Origin of the sequence: Rhodopseudomonas palustris HaA2 (genome assembly GCF_000013365.1) — a bacterium.
Taxonomy (GTDB): domain Bacteria; phylum Pseudomonadota; class Alphaproteobacteria; order Rhizobiales; family Xanthobacteraceae; genus Rhodopseudomonas; species Rhodopseudomonas palustris_J.
On the sequence record NC_007778.1, the window covers coordinates 1,737,767 to 1,755,332 of the forward strand.

At 62.4% G+C, this 17,566-nt stretch carries 15 protein-coding genes; 11 read left to right on the top strand and 4 right to left on the bottom strand.

What is annotated here, in order from left to right; genetic code table 11:
* Window positions 1-33: 33 nt before the first annotated feature.
* Window positions 34-1,146, bottom strand: coding sequence for an acyltransferase family protein (locus RPB_RS07765; protein ID WP_011440440.1), 1,113 nt, complete (start codon window positions 1,144-1,146; stop codon window positions 34-36).
* A gap of 239 nt (window positions 1,147-1,385) precedes the next feature.
* Between RPB_RS07765 and RPB_RS07770 the strand changes: the two genes are divergently transcribed.
* The 9 genes from RPB_RS07770 (at window position 1,386) to RPB_RS07810 (ending at window position 11,607) form a co-directional block, all read left to right on the top strand.
* Window positions 1,386-2,129, top strand: a complete 744-nt coding sequence (locus tag RPB_RS07770) for a glycosyltransferase family 2 protein (protein WP_011440441.1) — start codon at window positions 1,386-1,388, stop codon at window positions 2,127-2,129.
* The gene (locus RPB_RS07775) at window positions 2,116-2,721 is read left to right on the top strand and encodes a class I SAM-dependent methyltransferase (RefSeq protein WP_011440442.1); all 606 of its coding nucleotides are present in this window, start codon (window positions 2,116-2,118) and stop codon (window positions 2,719-2,721) included. The genes RPB_RS07770 and RPB_RS07775 overlap by 14 nt, the downstream gene beginning before the upstream one ends.
* A gap of 100 nt (window positions 2,722-2,821) precedes the next feature.
* The gene (locus RPB_RS07780) at window positions 2,822-4,453 is read left to right on the top strand and encodes an O-antigen ligase family protein (protein ID WP_011440443.1); all 1,632 of its coding nucleotides are present in this window, start codon (window positions 2,822-2,824) and stop codon (window positions 4,451-4,453) included.
* A gap of 194 nt (window positions 4,454-4,647) precedes the next feature.
* On the top strand, window positions 4,648-5,499 hold the full coding sequence (locus tag RPB_RS07785) for a class I SAM-dependent methyltransferase (RefSeq protein WP_011440444.1): 852 nt from the start codon (window positions 4,648-4,650) through the stop codon (window positions 5,497-5,499).
* Window positions 5,500-5,603: 104 nt separating this feature from the next.
* Window positions 5,604-6,689 (top strand): glycosyltransferase family 4 protein, encoded by a 1,086-nt coding sequence (locus tag RPB_RS23765; protein ID WP_198135164.1) that lies wholly within the window; start codon window positions 5,604-5,606, stop codon window positions 6,687-6,689.
* A complete protein-coding gene (asnB, locus tag RPB_RS07795; protein WP_198135165.1) occupies window positions 6,614-8,632 on the top strand; it encodes an asparagine synthase (glutamine-hydrolyzing) in 2,019 nt (672 codons plus the stop codon). The genes RPB_RS23765 and asnB overlap by 76 nt, the downstream gene beginning before the upstream one ends.
* Window positions 8,623-9,489 (top strand): class I SAM-dependent methyltransferase, encoded by an 867-nt coding sequence (locus RPB_RS07800; protein WP_041798073.1) that lies wholly within the window; start codon window positions 8,623-8,625, stop codon window positions 9,487-9,489. Before asnB ends, RPB_RS07800 begins: the two co-directional genes overlap by 10 nt.
* A gap of 13 nt (window positions 9,490-9,502) precedes the next feature.
* Window positions 9,503-10,642 (top strand): glycosyltransferase family 4 protein, encoded by a 1,140-nt coding sequence (locus RPB_RS07805; RefSeq protein WP_011440448.1) that lies wholly within the window; start codon window positions 9,503-9,505, stop codon window positions 10,640-10,642.
* Entirely contained in the window at window positions 10,639-11,607 is a 969-nt protein-coding gene (locus tag RPB_RS07810) for an NAD-dependent epimerase/dehydratase family protein (protein ID WP_041798076.1), read from the top strand. The genes RPB_RS07805 and RPB_RS07810 overlap by 4 nt, the downstream gene beginning before the upstream one ends.
* Here the strand turns inward: RPB_RS07810 and RPB_RS07815 are convergent.
* Window positions 11,584-12,558 (bottom strand): GDP-mannose 4,6-dehydratase, encoded by a 975-nt coding sequence (locus RPB_RS07815; RefSeq protein WP_011440450.1) that lies wholly within the window; start codon window positions 12,556-12,558, stop codon window positions 11,584-11,586. The genes RPB_RS07810 and RPB_RS07815 overlap by 24 nt on opposite strands.
* Window positions 12,559-12,814: 256 nt before the next feature.
* Between RPB_RS07815 and RPB_RS07820 the strand changes: the two genes are divergently transcribed.
* On the top strand, window positions 12,815-14,086 hold the full coding sequence (locus RPB_RS07820) for a nucleotide sugar dehydrogenase (RefSeq protein ID WP_011440451.1): 1,272 nt from the start codon (window positions 12,815-12,817) through the stop codon (window positions 14,084-14,086).
* Window positions 14,087-14,100: 14 nt separating this feature from the next.
* Window positions 14,101-15,117, top strand: coding sequence for an NAD-dependent epimerase (locus RPB_RS07825; RefSeq protein ID WP_011440452.1), 1,017 nt, complete (start codon window positions 14,101-14,103; stop codon window positions 15,115-15,117).
* A gap of 112 nt (window positions 15,118-15,229) precedes the next feature.
* Here the strand turns inward: RPB_RS07825 and RPB_RS07830 are convergent, their stop codons facing one another.
* Together RPB_RS07830 and RPB_RS07835 are read right to left on the bottom strand one after the other, a co-directional pair.
* Entirely contained in the window at window positions 15,230-16,069 is an 840-nt protein-coding gene (locus RPB_RS07830; RefSeq protein ID WP_011440453.1) for an ABC transporter ATP-binding protein, read from the bottom strand.
* 214 nt (window positions 16,070-16,283) lie between these two features.
* Window positions 16,284-17,564 (bottom strand): ABC transporter substrate-binding protein, encoded by a 1,281-nt coding sequence (locus RPB_RS07835; RefSeq protein ID WP_011440454.1) that lies wholly within the window; start codon window positions 17,562-17,564, stop codon window positions 16,284-16,286.
* Window positions 17,565-17,566 lie beyond the last annotated feature (2 nt).

The following is a 17,566-nucleotide window of genomic DNA, read 5'->3' on the forward strand; positions in this document are numbered from 1 at the left end:
GCAGCAGAGTATCGCATGGAATTCCAGTCGAGATCACCGCGGCACGACGAGACGCCGCCCCCTGATCCGGTCTCTCAGTCTCGACATCGGCCCCTCGACCAAGACCTGCAAGACGTATGATGCAACGATTGATATCGCCACCGTGAGAATTTGAACGATCGGGTTGGGCTCCGGAAACAAAGAATAGGCCGCAACCAAGACGGCATAGTGATTCAGATACAGCGGGTAAGTCAGATCGCCCAGCGATTGATCGAGCTTTATCCAGTTCGCAGAAAGACGAATTGTCGATATCCATGCGAGCAGGAACGGCACAGCCAACATTGCCAGGGTGGGGATGAACACGACGGGCCGAACCGCGCCGCTCCACCAGTCGACGTGCAGCGAAAGCTGACCCTGCGTGTAGCGAAGAAAGTGGATGGCGATCAGAATATAAGAAACGACCATCACCCCGCTGGCGAGCGTATCGCGATACACCTTGCGCAGATAGATGCTCGTGCCAAGAACGAAGTAGGGAAAAAAAGCGAAGCTCGTGTGAAGGTGACGAACGTACTCGCTGAAAACATGCAGGCCGATGGCCCCGGCCGCGATCGAAGCGAGATAGGCTCGCATGCCGACGATTCTTCTCGCGATCGGCCAAAGGGCGATGCAGATTGCGACGCAATAATAAAATACGAACTCGACGAAAATGGCCCAGGCAAAGCGAACGAAGTAGTACCATTCCTCCCGCGGGAGAAACTGGTTGACATTGAAGATCGGGAATATTCCGGTGATCTGGACTGCGAGATTGCGCATGTCGAACATGTTGCTCGGGTTCGACGAATAGTCCGGCAATCTCAGCGTCCAGGCATTCAACAACGCCCAGTGCACGGCAATCGAGAGGGCGGCGGCGACCCAATAGGGAGGCGCCAATCTGAGAAACCTGTTGCTCAGGAACGCTGCCGGACGATCTCGATAGAAGAAATCAACCGCCTCGGAGATGATGAACCCGGACAGCACGAAGAAGCCCATCACCGCGACGTTGCCGATCCCGAGGTCCTGAACGAAGCGTCTGTCCGTGAAGCTCAGAAACCAAGTGTGACTCAGCACGACGGCAGCTGCTAGAGCGAAGCGGAAGCCGCCCAGCGCTCGGTATGGCGCGTCTTTCATGCGGTCGTCCTAGAAAGGCGGCAAGCTGGGTCTCGCGCGAGGCTTCGGTCTAAGGCTGGAATAGTTCTGTCCGTGAACTGCATGGTGCATGTCGTCCTGGCCCTCCCGCTGCGGTCTCGCGCGGATTTCGCTGTTTCGCAGGCCCGCGACCGAAGCATATCGGATGTTGCTGCTGCCCGACAGAACGAGTATAGCGCTGCAAGGGAATTTGGGCCAAGCAGTGGACACGAAAAGAATCGATGCGCGATCCTGGTCAAGCGCCTAGCCTTTCGATCGTGACGGTGACGTACAACAGCGCGGCCACCCTGTCCGACACTCTGAACAGTGTTCGCAGCCAGACCTTCCGAGACTTCGAGCATATCGTCGTCGATGGCGGATCGACGGACGGGACGCTCGACATTCTGAACGCCGCGGGCTCTTCGGTGCGCTGGATTTCCGAACCCGACAAGGGCATCTACGATGCGATGAACAAGGGCATCGGGATGGCGCGTGGCCGCTGGATTCATCTGCTCAATTCGGACGATTACTACGCGTCGGACGATGTGCTGGCCCGCATCGTTCCGAAGCTGAAAGAGGATGCAGTCAACTATTGTGACCTCATTCGGGCCGACGCAAATGGTGGACGAGTCGTCCAGCGCTTCCCGTTCCGAAAATGGCCGCTGTATTTTTCGGCTTACTTGCCGCATCCGTCTCTCGTCGTCTCGGCGGCTCAGTACGGGGCGGTCGGAACTTACGACGTCGGCTTCCGGGTCGCCGCCGACCACGATATGATTTTGCGACTGGTCGACCGCTTTCCTGCCAACCATATCCCGGTCGAAATGACCGTGATGCGTCAGGACGGAGTGTCGGCGACCAATCTGGATCTGAGCATGCGGGAGTTCGGGATGGTGTTGCAGAAGCACCGGCTTCCCGAACCGCTGATCACGGCCATCATGGCGATCCGACGGATTTGGTGGAGGTTGAGATCCAATGAACGATCCTAACAGCTTGGCAATTCGCGATGGTGTCAGCAAGAGGATCGTCGATCTCTTCCCCGACAAGCATGCCCGCATCGCCGATCTCGGTTGTGGCGAAGGTGAGTTACTGGTTCGTCTCAAGGAGTTGGGTTTCGATTCCTTGACCGGCGTCGGCTGGAAGGTCCAGGTGCCGCCGCAAGTCAGCAGGGTCGAAGAAATCGACCTCAGCCAGGCCGGTTGGGCGGATCGGCTGGGCGGCGCGACCTTCGATGTGCTGACCGCGACTGAGGTACTGGAACACTTGGTCAATCCGTACGAATTCCTCACTCAGGCGCGCCGGCTGACAAAGCCGGGCGGCCGATTGATCTTGACGTTTCCGAACGTGCATAATTTGCGCAGTATCATCGGCTATGCTGTGGCCGGGCGGTTCAGCGGGTTCTTTGGTCCAAATTGGAACACCAACCATCCCTTGCATGATCAGCATATCTTTGTGCCAAACCACGAGCTCGTCGGTTACTTCCTGAAGCTCGTCGGGTTCGAGGTTGTCTCGATCGATTACTTGCTGGGGCGTGGAAAGCTTTTCGGGACGACTGCTCTTTTTGATTGCAGGGCGGTGTAGGGCCATCGTATCGTCCATCGCAATGGAAATTCGTCGACGTATCTGAACGAGGCGGGCTAGCGACCTCGATTTCCCTTCGGGATCGGTCTGGGGAACTCCATTGCAGCGGTCAGGACAGTTTTTCGCGTCGGAGTTTCGGCTTTCGTTCCCTCGGTGGTTTCGCGTCACCGATATTTCGATCAAGTATTCAACGATATCTTGGCTGGTGGCAGTCTCGTTCGTCTGGGCGGTGGTCCGCTCGAGCTATCTCGATTGGGGTAGCGGTGAATTTTCCGAACTCGATATTCCACTCTGGGTCAGAGCATCGATCTTCGCGGCTTTCCTGCTGCCGACGGTCGCCTTGCTGGTGCAGGGAAAGTGGACCTACTGGCTCTTGGGGGTGTCCGGAGCCATCGGGGTCGTTCCGAAGCTTCCCTTGCTGCCGTTCATCCAGGAATACGCCCACCTGGTGATCGTGCTCACCGCGATCTCGCTCGTGGTGACCGGCCCCAGGTCGAGAAGCTTTCGCGATTGCGGCGCGGTCAAGATCTACGTCGCGTATCTCGCCGTGTGTGCCGTTTCGACCACCCTGAACTGGTTCCTGTTCCAGAACCTCTGGCAACTCAAGGTCGGGCTGGCGTTTCTGATCCTGTTCGGCGCCTTCGCCGTCGTTCTCGTGACGACTTCGGGCGCAGCAGAGCGGCGCGAGAAGGCCTTCGCGGATATGCTCGAAGGCGCGGTCGGAGGTTTTCTCGCCCAGGGCCTGATCTGCCTCGTGACGATCCCGCTTCTGTTCCTGTTTCAGTCACACGAAGGCAACGACACCGTTTTCGGCCTGGCGTTCTACGAACGCATCAAGTCCACTTTTCCCGGACCGGTGAATTTCGGGATGTTCCTGCTGATCAGCGTACCTGTGGCGCTGCTGTGGATGCATCGAAACAGGATCAGGTCGACGCTGGTCATGTTGTATCTGCAATTGGTGCCATGGCTGGTGGTGATGTCCGGCAGCAGATCCGCGCGGATCGCGGGCGCGGTGATGCTGCTGGCTCTGCTGTTGCGACGAGAGATGCGATGGCGGACCGTCGCCTTGCTTCCGTCGACGATCGTCGCCTCCTATGCCGGGTTCTTCTACAACTCGTTTCCGGCGGCGATCCGTGCCCTCTTCGGCGATCAGGAGGCCGCCACGCTGAGTTTCAAAGGCCACTTCTTCGACGTGCACGACCGTGTCGGATTGATCGCCGAGACCATGGGCGCCGCTCCTTTCCTGTCCTCGATCGGGAACGATCTGAGAGAGCAATCCGGCAATTGGGTGCCGTGGGCGCAGTGGCTGCAGACGTTGTCCAAGGTGCTGAATTCGATGTTCGGCTACGGGGCGGGTGTCGGAGGCTACTCGCAAAGCAGCTTTCCGTCGCCGCACACCATGTTTCTCAACGCGCTGGTCGATACAGGAATTCTGGGGCTCGTATTGCTCGGCCTGTTCCTGGCGGTGTTGGCGGTGCGGCTCCTGCTCAAGGCCCTGTACGCCGCCACCGATGCCGATTCGTTGACCTATTGGCTGTGTGGTCTGGCGTTCTTCCCGGCCTTGCTCGTCAATATTCCCTACGTGCCACAGATATGGGGATTCTATCTGACGACGATCATCTTGATATGTGTCGTGGTCGCGGGACCCGTTGCGCCGAACGGCAAGACCGGCGAGCGGAAGTTCACCCGGCTGATTTTCGGCGTTCAGCGCCGGCCGACGCCGACAACCTGAGCGGGTGCGCGCCGACGCGCGGGCCGTCGGCAGCCGCCGTGCAAATCCCGATGGCGCAAGTTCCGCCGCCTCGTTCGCGGCGCCTTCGTTTCCGCAATGCCGTCAGCTGGTTGCAGACCAGCTTGTTCTCTCAGGGATAGGACCTTATAGGGTTCGCACCCTGGCATTCCCCTCCGGGAACGGCGCCAAAGCTGATGTCGATCACCTCACTCAAGGCCGCTGCAATGACCGATGCGAATATTGCCCTGGTGTCGCCGTCGGCATTTTTCGCCTGGTGCCTGCATTCGGTGGATCAGGATCAAATTCCCTTTCGCGCGAATTATCCTCAATATTTCCAGGCGTCGGGTTCGAGCGATTATCTTTGGCGCACCTATGATCGGCGGCTTTCGGACGTGATCGGATTGGTCCGTCCCGGTCTGCGGGTGTTGGAGATCGGCTGCGGAATCGGTTCGGATCTGCATTGGCTCGCGCTGCACGGCGCCAGGGTCACCGGCATCGACGTGAAGTCCGAATGGACCACCGCGGCCAAGCTGCTCACGAAACACGTGAGCGCTCGGATAGCGCCCGTCGAGGTCGATATTCAGCGCATCAATCTGCTCGACCTTCCCGACGCGCAATACGACCTGATCTACATGAAGGACACCTTTCACCATCTCGAACCACGCGACGAGATCGTCGCAAAGATCGCCCGCCTGCTGGCGCCGGGCGGGTCTCTGGTCATCGTCGAGCCGAATGCCTGGAATCCGCTGATCCAGTGGAAGATGTTTCGCATCCGCGGCTTCAGGACCATCATCGACAAGACCGACAAGGCCACCGGTGAGCGGTTCGTCTACGGCAACGAGCGACTGGTCACGGGCGGCGCGATCGTTCGCAGCTTTGCTCGTCATGGCGTCAAGGGGACGTCGCGCTTGTTCAGACTGGTGCCGACAGCGTTGGCTTCCAATCGATGGATCGTCGGAGCGGCGGACCTGCTCGAATCCGTGCGAATAGAGGCCGGTTTGATTCCGGTCTGCATTCACTGCGTGTATCGCGGGACGAAAGCATGAGCGCCGGGTCGTCACCGAGCGAGGGCGCGGCAGGCGTGTCGGCGGCGCGGGGGACAACGCGCCGCAACGTGATGATCTGGCATTGGGGGCGCCGCGGCGGCGGCGTGCGCTACACCTACGAACTGGTGAGGGAATTGCAGAAGGATCCGGGGCTTCGACTGCATCTGTCGTTGTCGAAGCAGGGCGATATTTTCCCGGATCTCGACGGCCTCGGTCTGCCCGGCTTTCATATCGATACGTACAACAGCATCCCCACGGCGTTACTCTCGCTCGCGCGGCTTCCACTGATCCGAGCGCAATTCTGGAAATACGTCCGCGAGCACGATATTTCGGTCGTGGTCTGCACGATGAGCCATCTTTGGGATGTGCCGGTGTTGTGGCGCAAGCCGAAGGATGTCGTCTATCTGTTGGTGCTGCACGACGCGCTGCCTCATGCGGGCGACGATGTCGCTATCCGCAAGCGGATGCTCGACAGCGAAATCGCATCCAGCGACGGCATCATTGCATTGACCGAGAACACCCGGAAGCTGGTCACTGAAATGAGCGGTTATCCCCGCGACCGCGTCTGGGTGATCCCGCTCGGCGTGTTTCCCTATGCGGTGCGGGGCGTGTCCGCGCAGGCCCGGACAGACGCACCGCTGCAACTGCTGTTCTTCGGCCGGCTGCTGCCATACAAGGGGCTCGACCTGCTGCTCGAGGCCTACCGGCTCCTGAAGGGCGAGGGCAAGAACATCGCCCTGCGGATCGCCGGGCCCGGCGATATCGTGCAGTATCGCGCTCAGCTCGACGGACTGGCGGACGTCAGCATCGACAACCGCTGGATTCCGGAAGAGGAGGTTGGTGCGGTCTTCGAGGACATCGATATCGTCGTCGCGCCCTATCGCGGCGCCAGCCAGTCCGGTGTGCTGGCGACATCCGGAGCGGCGGGAATTCCCGCCGTCGTGACGCCGGTCGGCGGTCTTGCCGAGCAGGTGCTGCACGAACAGACCGGTATCGTCGCCGCGGACACCAGTCCCGCCGCGATCGCGGCGGCTCTCGGCCGCCTCATCGACGACGACGAACTGAGGTCGCGTTGCGCCGAGGGGGCCAAGAGGCACGCGACCGAGGTGCTGGCGTGGTCCGCCATCGCCGCGCAGTTTTCGCCGATATTGAAGACGATCTCGTCGCGCCGCCGGGCTGGACCGACATAATGTGCGGTGTCGCCGGCGTCGCGAGTGCCCGGGGAGTCCGGGTCGAGTTCGAGATCCTGAAGCGGATGACCGATGCGCTCGCGCATCGCGGCCCGGATGGAGAGGGGCACTGGCTGTCCGAGGACGGCGAGGTCGCGCTCGGGCACCGACGGCTGTCGATCATCGATCTGTCCTCGCACGGCGCTCAGCCCATGGTGTCGGCGTCCGGCAGATTCGCGATGTCCTACAACGGCGAAGTCTACAACTACCTGGAGCTGCGCGACGAGCTGCTGCGCGCCGGCTATCCGTTCCACGGCCAGTCGGACACCGAAGTCATCGTCGCGGGTTTCGACCATTGGGGAATCGAAAACACCATATCGAGGCTGGCGGGCATGTTCGTGATCGCGGTCTGGGACCGGCGCGACAAGACCTTGTCGCTGGTCCGCGACCGCATCGGCATCAAGCCGCTGTACTACTCAGTGATCGACGGTGCGCTGGCTTTCGCATCCGAACTGCGGCCGATCGTTGTTTGGCGAGGCAGCCTTCCGGAGATCTCCCGTCGCGGCCTCTCGGAATTCCTGCGGCTCGGATACGTTCCCTCGCCACTGAGCATTTTCGAGGGGGTTTTCAAGCTTCCGCCGGCGACGATCGCCACCTTCAGCGGTGGGCATCTGTCCGAACCGAAGCCTTACTGGTCGGTCGATGCAACGGTTGCACGCGGTTTCGCCAATCTGAGGATGGACGAGACCGAGGTTCTCGATCAGCTTGATACCCGGTTGGGGGATATCGTCGCCCAGCATATGGTTTCCGATGTTCCGCTGGGCGCCTTCCTGTCCGGTGGCATCGATTCCAGCGTCGTGACCGCGCTGATGCAGGCCAGAAGCTCGTCGGCCGTCAAGACGTTCTCGATCGGTTTCGACAGTGCCGCTTACAATGAGGCCGGCTACGCCGCCGAGGTTGCGGCGCATCTCGGCACAGATCACACCGAACTCTACATCACCGAAGCGGATGCGCTGGCGGTGGTGCCGTCGCTTCCCGACATCTACGATGAGCCTTTCGCAGACATCTCGCAAATTCCGACCTTCCTCGTCGCCGAGCTGGCGCGCCAAAAGGTCACTGTGAGCCTCTCGGGCGACGGCGGCGACGAATTGTTCGGCGGCTACAATCGCTACATGTTCGTTTCGAACTACTGGAGCCGGCTCAGCAAGATTCCGCTCCCGCTGCGACGCGTGGCGGCGTCGGCCATCGCCGCGCCGTCGTCGGCCGGCTGGGACAGGATATTCGACCTGCTTGGACCGATGTTGCCTGGGAATGCGCGCCCCGCATTGCCTGGACAAAAGATGCAGAAGATCGGTTCGGTGCTGTCGGCGGCCTCCCTGTCCGAGTTGCAGGGGCGGCTGATCGCCCAATGGCCCCATCCAGAAGCCGTCATGGCGCAGGGCTTTGGTGCAGGCTCGGCGCTGATGCTGCCCCCGGCGTCGCAAGTTCCCGATCTTCCCGCCGCGGCGCAGCAGATGGCATGGGATACCAGCAGCTATCTGGTCGATGATATTCTGACGAAGGTCGATCGTGCCACCATGCGGGTGGGTCTCGAGGCTCGCGTCCCGCTATTGGATCACCGCCTGGTCGAGTTCGCCTGGGAGATTCCGCTGGACATGAAGTTCCGAGACGGGTCCGGCAAGCACATCCTGAAGCGGTTGCTCGGTCGCTACGTTCCGCGCGCGATGTTCGACCGTCCCAAGATGGGGTTTGGCGTTCCGGTGGACGACTGGCTCAGGGGGCCTCTCAGGGAATGGGCGGCGAGCTATCTTGCCGCGGCTCGTCACGGCGATGACTATCTCGACCGCGGCGTCATCGCGGCGACGTGGAAAGAGCATCTGAACGGCAAGATCAACCGCGGCGGACAGCTTTGGACAATCCTGATGTTTGATATCTGGCACCAGAGAATTCGCCAATGGGTGTGATCTCGCGGTTGCCCTGGTGGGTGAAACTGGGCGCGAAACTCGGGCTGGCGCGCCTTCCCGTCCCCTATGGATTCTGGAAACGTATCGGCATTTTCCGCCACGGCGAGATGATGGTGCCCGAACGGGCGATCGCCGCGTTCGAAAGTCACTTCAAGGACGCGCAACTTCGGCACGAGATGCCGGCGCAGTTTCAATCGCTCGAACTCGGCCCCGGCGATTCCGTGCTTTCCGGCTTTGTCGCCCGGGCCTTCGGCGCCCGTCGTGCGTGGCTGGTCGATGCCGGCGCATTTGCCGAAACAGACGTTCAGAACTGTCGCGAGGCGATGGCGATCCTGACATCGCGTGGCATGCCGGCGCCGTCTATCACCGGGGCAACGATCCGTGAGGCGATGGATCAGGCCAACGTGGTCTACCTCACGGAGGGGACCCGATCGCTGGCCGCGATTCCGGATGGCTCGGTCGATTTCTTCTGGTCTCAGGTGGTGCTCGAGCACGTCCCGCGGGCGGATTTTTCCGCGCTGATGCAGGAGCTTCGGCGGGTGGCCGCGCCCGACGCCATCGGCGTCCACAGCATCGATTTCCGCGATCATCTCGGAGGCGGCTTGAACAACCTCCGCTTCTCGGACGCGATCTGGGAATCCAAGGCATTCAGCGGCAGCGGGTTCTACACCAACCGGCTGCGCCCGCGCGAAATGATCGACCAGATGAAGGCCGCGGGATTCGCCGTCGAGGTGGTGTCGGAGCAGCGTTGGCCCGCGCTTCCGCTGCCGCGCGCCAAGATGGCCCCGCAGTTTCGTGCGTTTGCGGAGGAGGATTTCCTGGTCTGCGATTTGCGCGTCGTGATACGGCCGCTCTAGCCGGAGGTCCGCTGTGCCTGTCAAGAAGCGGCTGATGTTCGTGGTCACGGAGGACTGGTATTTCGTCTCGCACCGGCTGCCACTGGCCCGCGCGGCGCGCGACGCCGGATACGACGTGCTCGTCGCGACACGGCTGGGAGATCATGCCGAACTCATCGCAAGGGAAGGTATCACGCCCATCGGATTGCGGAGCATGCGGCGCGGTGGGCGCAATCCGATCGGCGAACTGGCGGCGATAGCCGAACTGGCCGCGCTGTACCGACAGTACAAACCGGATATCGTCCATCACATCGCGATCAAGCCGGTGCTGTACGGTTCAATTGCCGCGCGTATGGCCGGCGTCCGTGGCGTGGTCAACAATCTGGCGGGTCTTGGTTTCGTATTCTCCTCCAAGACCCGAAAGGCGGCGTTGCTGCGTCCCGCGATCAGGGCATTGCTGGCGATTGCCCTGAAGCGAAGGGGCACGCTGACAATCGTGCAGAACTCCGACGATGCGAACGTGCTCGCCACCAATATCGGGATTCCCGCGGACCGCATTCGCCTCATCAAGGGATCAGGCGTGGATATGCAATTGTTCGCAGAGCAGCGCGCCGAATCCAGTCCGCCTATCGTGATCCTGGCGTCCAGGATGATCTGGGACAAGGGAATCGGCGATTTTGTGAAGGCGGCGTCGCTGCTGAAAGCAGACGGCGTCGCCGCCCGCTTCGTCGTTCTCGGAGCGCCGGATCCGGGCAATCCCGGGTCGATCCCTCAATCGGTGCTGGAGGGGCTCAACAACGAAGGCATCGTGGAGTGGTGGGGGCATCGCAGCGACATGCCCGCGATCATCGCCGGCGCGGCACTGGTCTGCCTGCCGACGACGTACGGCGAGGGCGTGCCGAAGATCCTGATTGAAGCCGCGGCGGGTGGCTGCGCCATCGTCGCCTATGACGTTGCGGGGTGCCGCGAGATCGTCACCGATGGCGACAACGGCAAGCTGGTTCCGGCCGGCGATATCGGCCAACTGGCAGCGGCGATCAAGGTCCTGCTGGAGGATCCCGACCGGCGGGCGGCGATGGGATCGAGAGGCAGGAAGCGCGTCGAAACCGAATTCGCTCTGGAGCATGTCGTCGCCCAGACCCTGAGCGTCTACCGCGGACTGGAACCGACGTGAAGGTCCTGCTGGTCGGAGCGTCGGGATTTGTCGGCCGGCACCTGGTGCAGCGCCTTGTGCGGCAGGGCGTATCATTCCGGGCCGCGGTTCATCGCAACGAGCAGGGGCTGCCGCCGGGAATCGACCTCGTGCGTGGGACGCGGCTCGATCGCGATTTCGATTGGGGGCCGGCATTGCAGGGGTGCGACGCCGTGGTCCACCTCGGCGCGCGAGTTCACGTCATGAATGACGGCAGCGCGGATCCGCTCGCGGAGTATCGGCTCACGAATGTCGAGGGCACGATGAACCTCGGACGCCACGCCGCCGCGCATGTGCGCCGCTTCGTGTTCGTCAGTTCGGTCAAGGTGAACGGCGAGGAAACGGCACCGGGCCGTTCGATATCGGAAACCGACGGGCCTGCGCCCGTCGACCCGTACGGGATCTCCAAGCTCGAGGCCGAGATCGGATTGCGGACGCTCGCTTGGCGAGAGCCGGGCCTCGTCATCCTGCGTCCTCCGCTGGTCTACGGTCCGGGCGTTCGTGCGAATTTCCGGACCATGATGCGCTGGCTGCACCGCGGAGTCCCGTTGCCGCTGGGCAGCATCGAGAACCGGAGAAGCCTGATCGGCGTCGACAATCTGGTGGACGTCATCATGACCAGCCTCGTTCACCCGGCGGCCGCCAATCAGACCTTTCTGGTGAGCGACGGCGAGGACCTTTCGACGCCTGCACTGCTGACGCGGCTGGCCGCGGCGCTCGAAGTCCGGGCGCGGCTGCTGCCGTTTCCGCCGGTTTTGCTGGAAAGGCTCGCCAGGCTCGCCGGTCAGGGAGCCGCGATCAGCCGACTCCAGAACTCGCTCTCGCTGGAGATCGGCAAGGCCCGGCAGCTTCTGGAATGGACGCCGCCGGTCTCGGTCGACGAAGGGCTGCGCAGAACGGCCGCGGCGTTTCTGTCGGAGCGCTCAGGCGGAAGCGTCGTGCCGTAGACTCAACTCGGCTTCCGAAAGTCTACGCACCACCTCTTCCATGGTCACGGTTGCTTCCCAGCCCAGCACCCGCTTGGCCTTCTCGGGGTTTCCCGCGCTGGTCACGATTTCCGTCGGACGCATCAGGCGATCGTCGATCTCGACATGGCGGCGCCAATCCAGACCGAAAAATGCAAACGCCTTGTCGACAAAGCTCTCGAGCGAGTGCGTTTGTCCCGTTGCGATGACGTAGTCTCCGGGGCTGTCCGCGCCCAGCATCATCGCCATTGCTTCGACGTATTCCGGCGCCCAGCCGAAGTCGCGCGCGACATGCAGGCTGCCGAGCATCAGACGGTCGGATTTCTTCTCGGCGATATCGGCCGCGCCGGCGACGATCTTGCGCGTGACGAACCGACGGGGACGCAACGGCGAGTCGTGATTGAACAGGATGCCGGAGCAGGCGAACAAGCCGTAAGCATCGCGATAATTGGCGACGGTCCAGAATGCGGCCGCCTTGCCGACGCCGTAGGGACTTCGCGGATTGAACGGGGTCTGTTCGGTCGCCGCCAGCTCGGTATTGCCGAAACACTCACTCGAGCAGGCGTTGTAGAGCCGCGCATCGAGCTTCAGAAGCCGGATCGATTCGAGAATGTTGAGGGGCCCGAAGATCGTGGAATCCAGGGTTTCGACCGGCTGTTCGAACGACAGGCTGACCGACGATTGCCCCGCCAGGTTGTAGATCTCGCTGGGGGCGGCGTCGGCGACGACCTGCAGCACGCTGCGGAAGTCCGTGAGGCTGGCGGAATACAGCCGAACCCGATCCTGAATTCCGACACGCCTGAGGTTCGCGAAGCTCGACAATTCCTTGTCACGCGACGTGCCATGGACCTCGTATCCGCGCTCCAGCAGATGCAGCGCAAGCAGGGCGCCATCCTGTCCGGAGATCCCGAATATCAGTGCGGTCTTGGCCATGAACTCGAATCCTGAATGTCAGCGCGCGACTGTACCGGAAGCGCCGCCCGCTGCAAAATACGGGCGTTCCGGTCGCCCGGCGGGGCGCGGAGCCGGTTGCAATTCGCCGGATCCGGCGCGGAAAATGCGCCCGATTTGATCGATCATCACGGGTTTCGGCGCGCAGATTGCTATTGCCCTCGCCGCGGCACAAAGGCTAACGATGGCAGCGTTTTGGCCGTCATCGACGGCCCCGCGGCTCGGAGTTTGATCGAATATGCGGAAGATTGCGGTCGTCGGTCTCGGATATGTGGGCTTGCCAGTTGCTATTGGATTTGCCCGTTCGTACCAGGTGGTCGGCTTCGATGTCGATCGCGTGCGGATCTCCGAGCTGAATGAAGGCTTCGACCGAACGCGCGAGGTCGAGCCGGACGCGCTGCGCGGCGCCTCGATCAAGTTCACCAGTGTCGTCGCCGAATTGTCGGGATGCGATTTCTACATTGTGGCGGTCCCCACGCCGCTCGATGACGCGCGTCGGCCCGACCTCGGTGCGATGTTGTCCGCCTCGCGCGCGGTGGGGTCGGTCCTGAAGAAAAACGATATCGTCGTCTACGAGTCGACCGTCTATCCGGGCGCAGTCGAAGAAGAGTGTCTTCCCGTTCTCGAGCAGGCGTCGGGACTCCTGGCGGGAGTCGACTTCAAGGTCGGATACTCGCCGGAGCGGATCAATCCCGGCGACAAGAACCACAGGTTCGAAACCATCACCAAAGTCGTCTCGGCCCAGGACGCCGAATCTCTCGACATCGTCGCCGACGTCTATGGTTCGGTCGTCACCGCCGGCATCTACCGGGCGCCCTCGATCAAGGTCGCGGAAGCCGCCAAGGTCATCGAGAATACTCAGCGCGACCTCAACATCGCTTTCATGAACGAGCTGGCTCTGATCTTCCAGTCTCTGGAAATCGATACCGATGACGTTCTTGCGGCGGCGAGAACGAAATGGAATTTCCTGCCGTTTCAGCCCGGACTGGTGGGTGGACACTGCATCGGCGTGGACCCTTACTATCTGACCTTCCGGGCGGAAAAAGCAGGCTATCATCCTGAAGTCATCCTGGCGGGTCGCCGGATCAACGACGCCATGGGAGCGGAGATTGCCCGTCAGTGCATCCGCCGGATGATGCGGTGCCGATATCGGAGCGAAACCGTGACGATCCTCGGCCTGACGTTCAAGGAGAACGTTCCCGACATCCGCAACACCAAAGTGGTGGACATCGTGCGTGAGCTGGAATCGTTCGGCGTTGCAGTTCAGATCTGCGATCCTTGGGCGAACCCCGGCGACGCTTCGCGGGAGTACGGGATCGAGCCGGTCGATCTGGACAAGCTGCAGCCGGCCGACGCCGTGATCGTTGCTGTTGCTCACGACGATTTTCTGCAACTCGGGTGGCCGCGGATCCAGACATTGCTTCACGGCGGCAAGGGCATCGTGTTCGACGTCAAGGCCAAATTGGATCGAAGCGCAAAGCCCGCCGATATCGAGCTGCTGCGGCTCTAACGAAAGCGTCATTCATGGGAACTCCGCCCGTTCTGGTGACCGGCGCTGCCGGCTTTATCGGCTTCCACGTCACGCAGCAATTGCTGGCCAAGGGAAGCAAGGTCGTCGGCCTCGACGTTCTGAACGACTACTACGATCCGGCGCTGAAGCGGGCGCGGCTCGACATCCTGCAGCGCAATCCGGATTTCACCTTCGTGAAGCTCGATCTCGCGGATCGCGGGGCGATCAAGGCGCTCTTCGCAGAGTACCGGTTCGCCGTGGTGATTCACCTCGCAGCGCAGGCCGGGGTTCGCTACTCGATCGAAAATCCCTATGCCTATATCGATTCCAACCTCGAGGGTTTCATCAACGTGCTCGAGGGCTGTCGGCACAACGGATGCCGGCATCTGCTGTATGCGTCGTCCTCGTCGGTCTATGGGGCCAATACGAAGCTGCCGTTTGCGGTCCAGGACAATGTCGATCACCCGATCAGTCTGTACGCGGCCACGAAGAAGGCCAATGAGCTGATGGCGCATGCCTACAGCCATCTGTATCGAATCCCGACCACCGGGCTGCGGTTCTTCACCGTTTATGGTCCGTGGGGGCGGCCCGATATGGCGATGTTCATCTTCGCCAAGGCCATTACGGAAGGCGCCCCGATCAAGCTGTTCAACCGCGGCATGATGCGCCGCGACTTCACCTATGTGGACGACGTGAGCGAGGCCATCGTCAGGCTGGTGGACAAGCCGCCACAAGGCAATGCGGCTTGGTCCGGCGATCATCCGGATCCGGCGAGCAGCACCGCGCCGTGGAAGATCTACAATATCGGCAACAACAACCCGGAAGAACTGCTCCACGTGGTTTCGCTGCTGGAGAAGGAATTTGGGCGTCCGGCCCAGAAGGAGATGCTGCCGATGCAGCCCGGGGACGTGCCTGCAACCTACGCCGACGTCGAGGATCTGATGCGGGACATCGGATTCCGCCCGTCGACGACGATCGAGCGTGGCGTCGCCGCATTCGCGGCGTGGTATCGAGCGTATCACAAGCTCTGATCTGTCGAGGCGAACCTGTCTCGACGGCCGCATCGGCCGGCGCGGCCGACCGATCGAACGCGCCGATGTCGCGTGCCGGATCTCTTTGCATCGAGCGGTCGTCGCCGATCCCCTAGAGCCAGCGCTTGCGTCGCTTGAAGCTCTTCAGATTCTTGAAGCTCTTCCTCTGGTCGCCGGCGCCGCCGAGGTAGAACTCCTTGACGTCCTCGTTGTCGCGCAGCTCGTCGGCGGTGCCGTCGAGCACGACCTTGCCCTGTTCCATGATGTAGCCGTGGCTGGCCACCGACAGCGCGGCGCGGGCGTTCTGCTCCACCAGCAGGATGGTGACGCCGAGGTCGCGGTTGATCTGCTTGATGATCGAGAACACTTCCTTCACCAGCAGCGGCGACAGGCCCATCGACGGCTCGTCCATCAGGATCATCTTCGGCCGCGCCATCAGCGCGCGGCCGATCGCCAGCATCTGCTGCTCGCCGCCGCTCAGATAACCGGCGAGCCCGGTACGCTCCTTCAGCCGCGGGAAGTAGTCGTAGACCATGTCGATGTCGGCGGCGACGTTACGGTCGCTGCGGGTGAAGGCGCCGAGCCGCAGGTTTTCCAGCGAGGTCATGTCGGAGACGATGCGGCGGCCCTCCATCACCTGAAAGATGCCGCGGCGCACGATCTTGTCCGGATCGGTGCCGTCGATCCGCTCGCCGTCGAACAGGATCTCGCCGCGGGTGACCTCGCCGTCCTCGGTCTTCAACAGGCCGGAGATCGCCTTCAGCGTCGTCGACTTGCCGGCGCCGTTGGCGCCGAGCAGCGCCACGATCGCGCCTTTCGGCACGTCGAGGCTGAGGCCGCGCAGCACCAGGATGACGTCGTCATAGACCACCTCGATGTTCTTGACGCTGAGGAGGGGGGCGACTGCGGGGGCGGCGGCGGGGCGGTTAGCAATTTCGGTGTTCGTCTGCACGAGCCTTGCTCCCAATTGAATCTTGCGAACGCGGCTCTTGCTAACCTCTCCCCGCTTGCGGGGAGAGGTCGGAGCCTGAGCGTAGCGAGGGATCCGGGTGAGGGGGCGCCAGCGTCAATCTCCGACGCCCCCTCACCCGACGCGACAAGCTTCGCTTGTCGCGTCACCCTCTCCCCGCGCGCGGGGAGAGGGTGATCGCGCGCGTGTCGTCAGCTCACCAGCCGAACCATTCCGGCTTGCGCGGCAGGTCGACGGTCTTGACCTTTTCGAGCTTGATCGTGCCCTTCGCGATCAGGTCCTTGAGGTCGCCATCGGTCGCGCCCGACACCTTGGCGCGATACAGGTCGATCTTCATCGTGCCGCGGTGGTCCTTGGCGGTCCAGGTCGACGGGTTGCAGACGCCCTCCATCCCGGCCGGCACCCAGTCCTTCTTCTGGTAGAAGCCCTTGGCGACGTTCTCGCCGGTGGCGCCGCCGTTCTTGGCGGCCCAGTCGAGCGCTTCCTTCATGTACATCGCCGAGCACACCGCGGCGACGTAATGCACCGGCCGATACACATTGCCGGACGGGTCCGACATCTTGGAGATCGTCTCCACCGTCTTCATGCCGGGCGCGTTGCCGCCCCAGGCGACCGCAGTCCGCAGCGGGAAGATCACGCCATCGGCGGCGTCGCCCGCGGCCTTGGCGGCGTTCTCGTCCATGCCCCAGACGTTGCTCATGAACTGCACGTCGACGCCGGCGGCCTTGCAGGCCTTCATCACCGAAATATTCGAGGCCGCGGTGTTGCCGAGATAGGCGTAGTTGGCGCCCGAGCTCTTCAGGCTGAGGCACTGGGCGCTGTAGTCGCCCGGCGACAGCGCGAACACCAGCGGCGGCAGCACCTCGAAGCCGAGCTCCTTGGCGAGCGCTTCGCCGGCGGCCTTGGGCGCGTTGGGGTAGGGATGATTGGCGCCCATGTGGACGAATTTCGGCGCGCCGGTCTTGCCCTTGGCCTTCCAGTCCTCGGCGGCCCACATCAGTTCGGCGCGCACCGCATCGGAATAGGACGGGCCATAGAAGAAGTTGTACGGCGCCGGCTTGGCCTTGCCGCTGGTGCCTTCGGGGTCGGTCAGCGCCGCGGCGTAGGAGCCCGACATGTCGGGGATCTTGTCCTGGGCGAGGAAGCCGGTCAGCGCCTCGGTGTCGGCGGTGCCCCAGCCCATGATCGCCGCGACCTTGTCGCCGCCCGACCATTTCTTGTACAGCGCGATCGCGCGCGGCACCTGGTAGCCGTAGTCGTTGGTGTCGACATTGAGCTGCTTGCCGCCGACGCCGCCGTTCTTGTTGACCCAAGCGAAGGTGTCGGCGACGGCCTGGCCGTAGGGCGTGCCGACGTCCGAGGTGCCGCCGGAATAATCGGCGAGATGGCCGATCGCGATCTGCGCCTGCGCGGTGGCCGACGTCGCGGCGATCAGCAGCGCCAGCGACGCCGTGCTCAACAGTGATTTCATCGTCATGC

What these genes read in the sequence shown, in the direction of transcription:
- RPB_RS07765 (WP_011440440.1), bottom strand. Translation starts at nt 1,146, where the DNA reads ATGAAAGACGCGCCATACCGAGCGCTGGGCGGCTTCCGCTTCGCTCTA.
- RPB_RS07770 (WP_011440441.1), top strand. Translation starts at nt 1,386, where the DNA reads ATGCGCGATCCTGGTCAAGCGCCTAGCCTTTCGATCGTGACGGTGACG.
- RPB_RS07775 (WP_011440442.1), top strand. Translation starts at nt 2,116, where the DNA reads ATGAACGATCCTAACAGCTTGGCAATTCGCGATGGTGTCAGCAAGAGG.
- RPB_RS07785 (WP_011440444.1), top strand. Translation starts at nt 4,648, where the DNA reads ATGTCGATCACCTCACTCAAGGCCGCTGCAATGACCGATGCGAATATT.
- RPB_RS07800 (WP_041798073.1), top strand. Translation starts at nt 8,623, where the DNA reads ATGGGTGTGATCTCGCGGTTGCCCTGGTGGGTGAAACTGGGCGCGAAA.
- RPB_RS07815 (WP_011440450.1), bottom strand. Translation starts at nt 12,558, where the DNA reads ATGGCCAAGACCGCACTGATATTCGGGATCTCCGGACAGGATGGCGCC.
- RPB_RS07820 (WP_011440451.1), top strand. Translation starts at nt 12,815, where the DNA reads ATGCGGAAGATTGCGGTCGTCGGTCTCGGATATGTGGGCTTGCCAGTT.
- RPB_RS07825 (WP_011440452.1), top strand. Translation starts at nt 14,101, where the DNA reads ATGGGAACTCCGCCCGTTCTGGTGACCGGCGCTGCCGGCTTTATCGGC.
- RPB_RS07835 (WP_011440454.1), bottom strand. Translation starts at nt 17,564, where the DNA reads ATGACGATGAAATCACTGTTGAGCACGGCGTCGCTGGCGCTGCTGATC.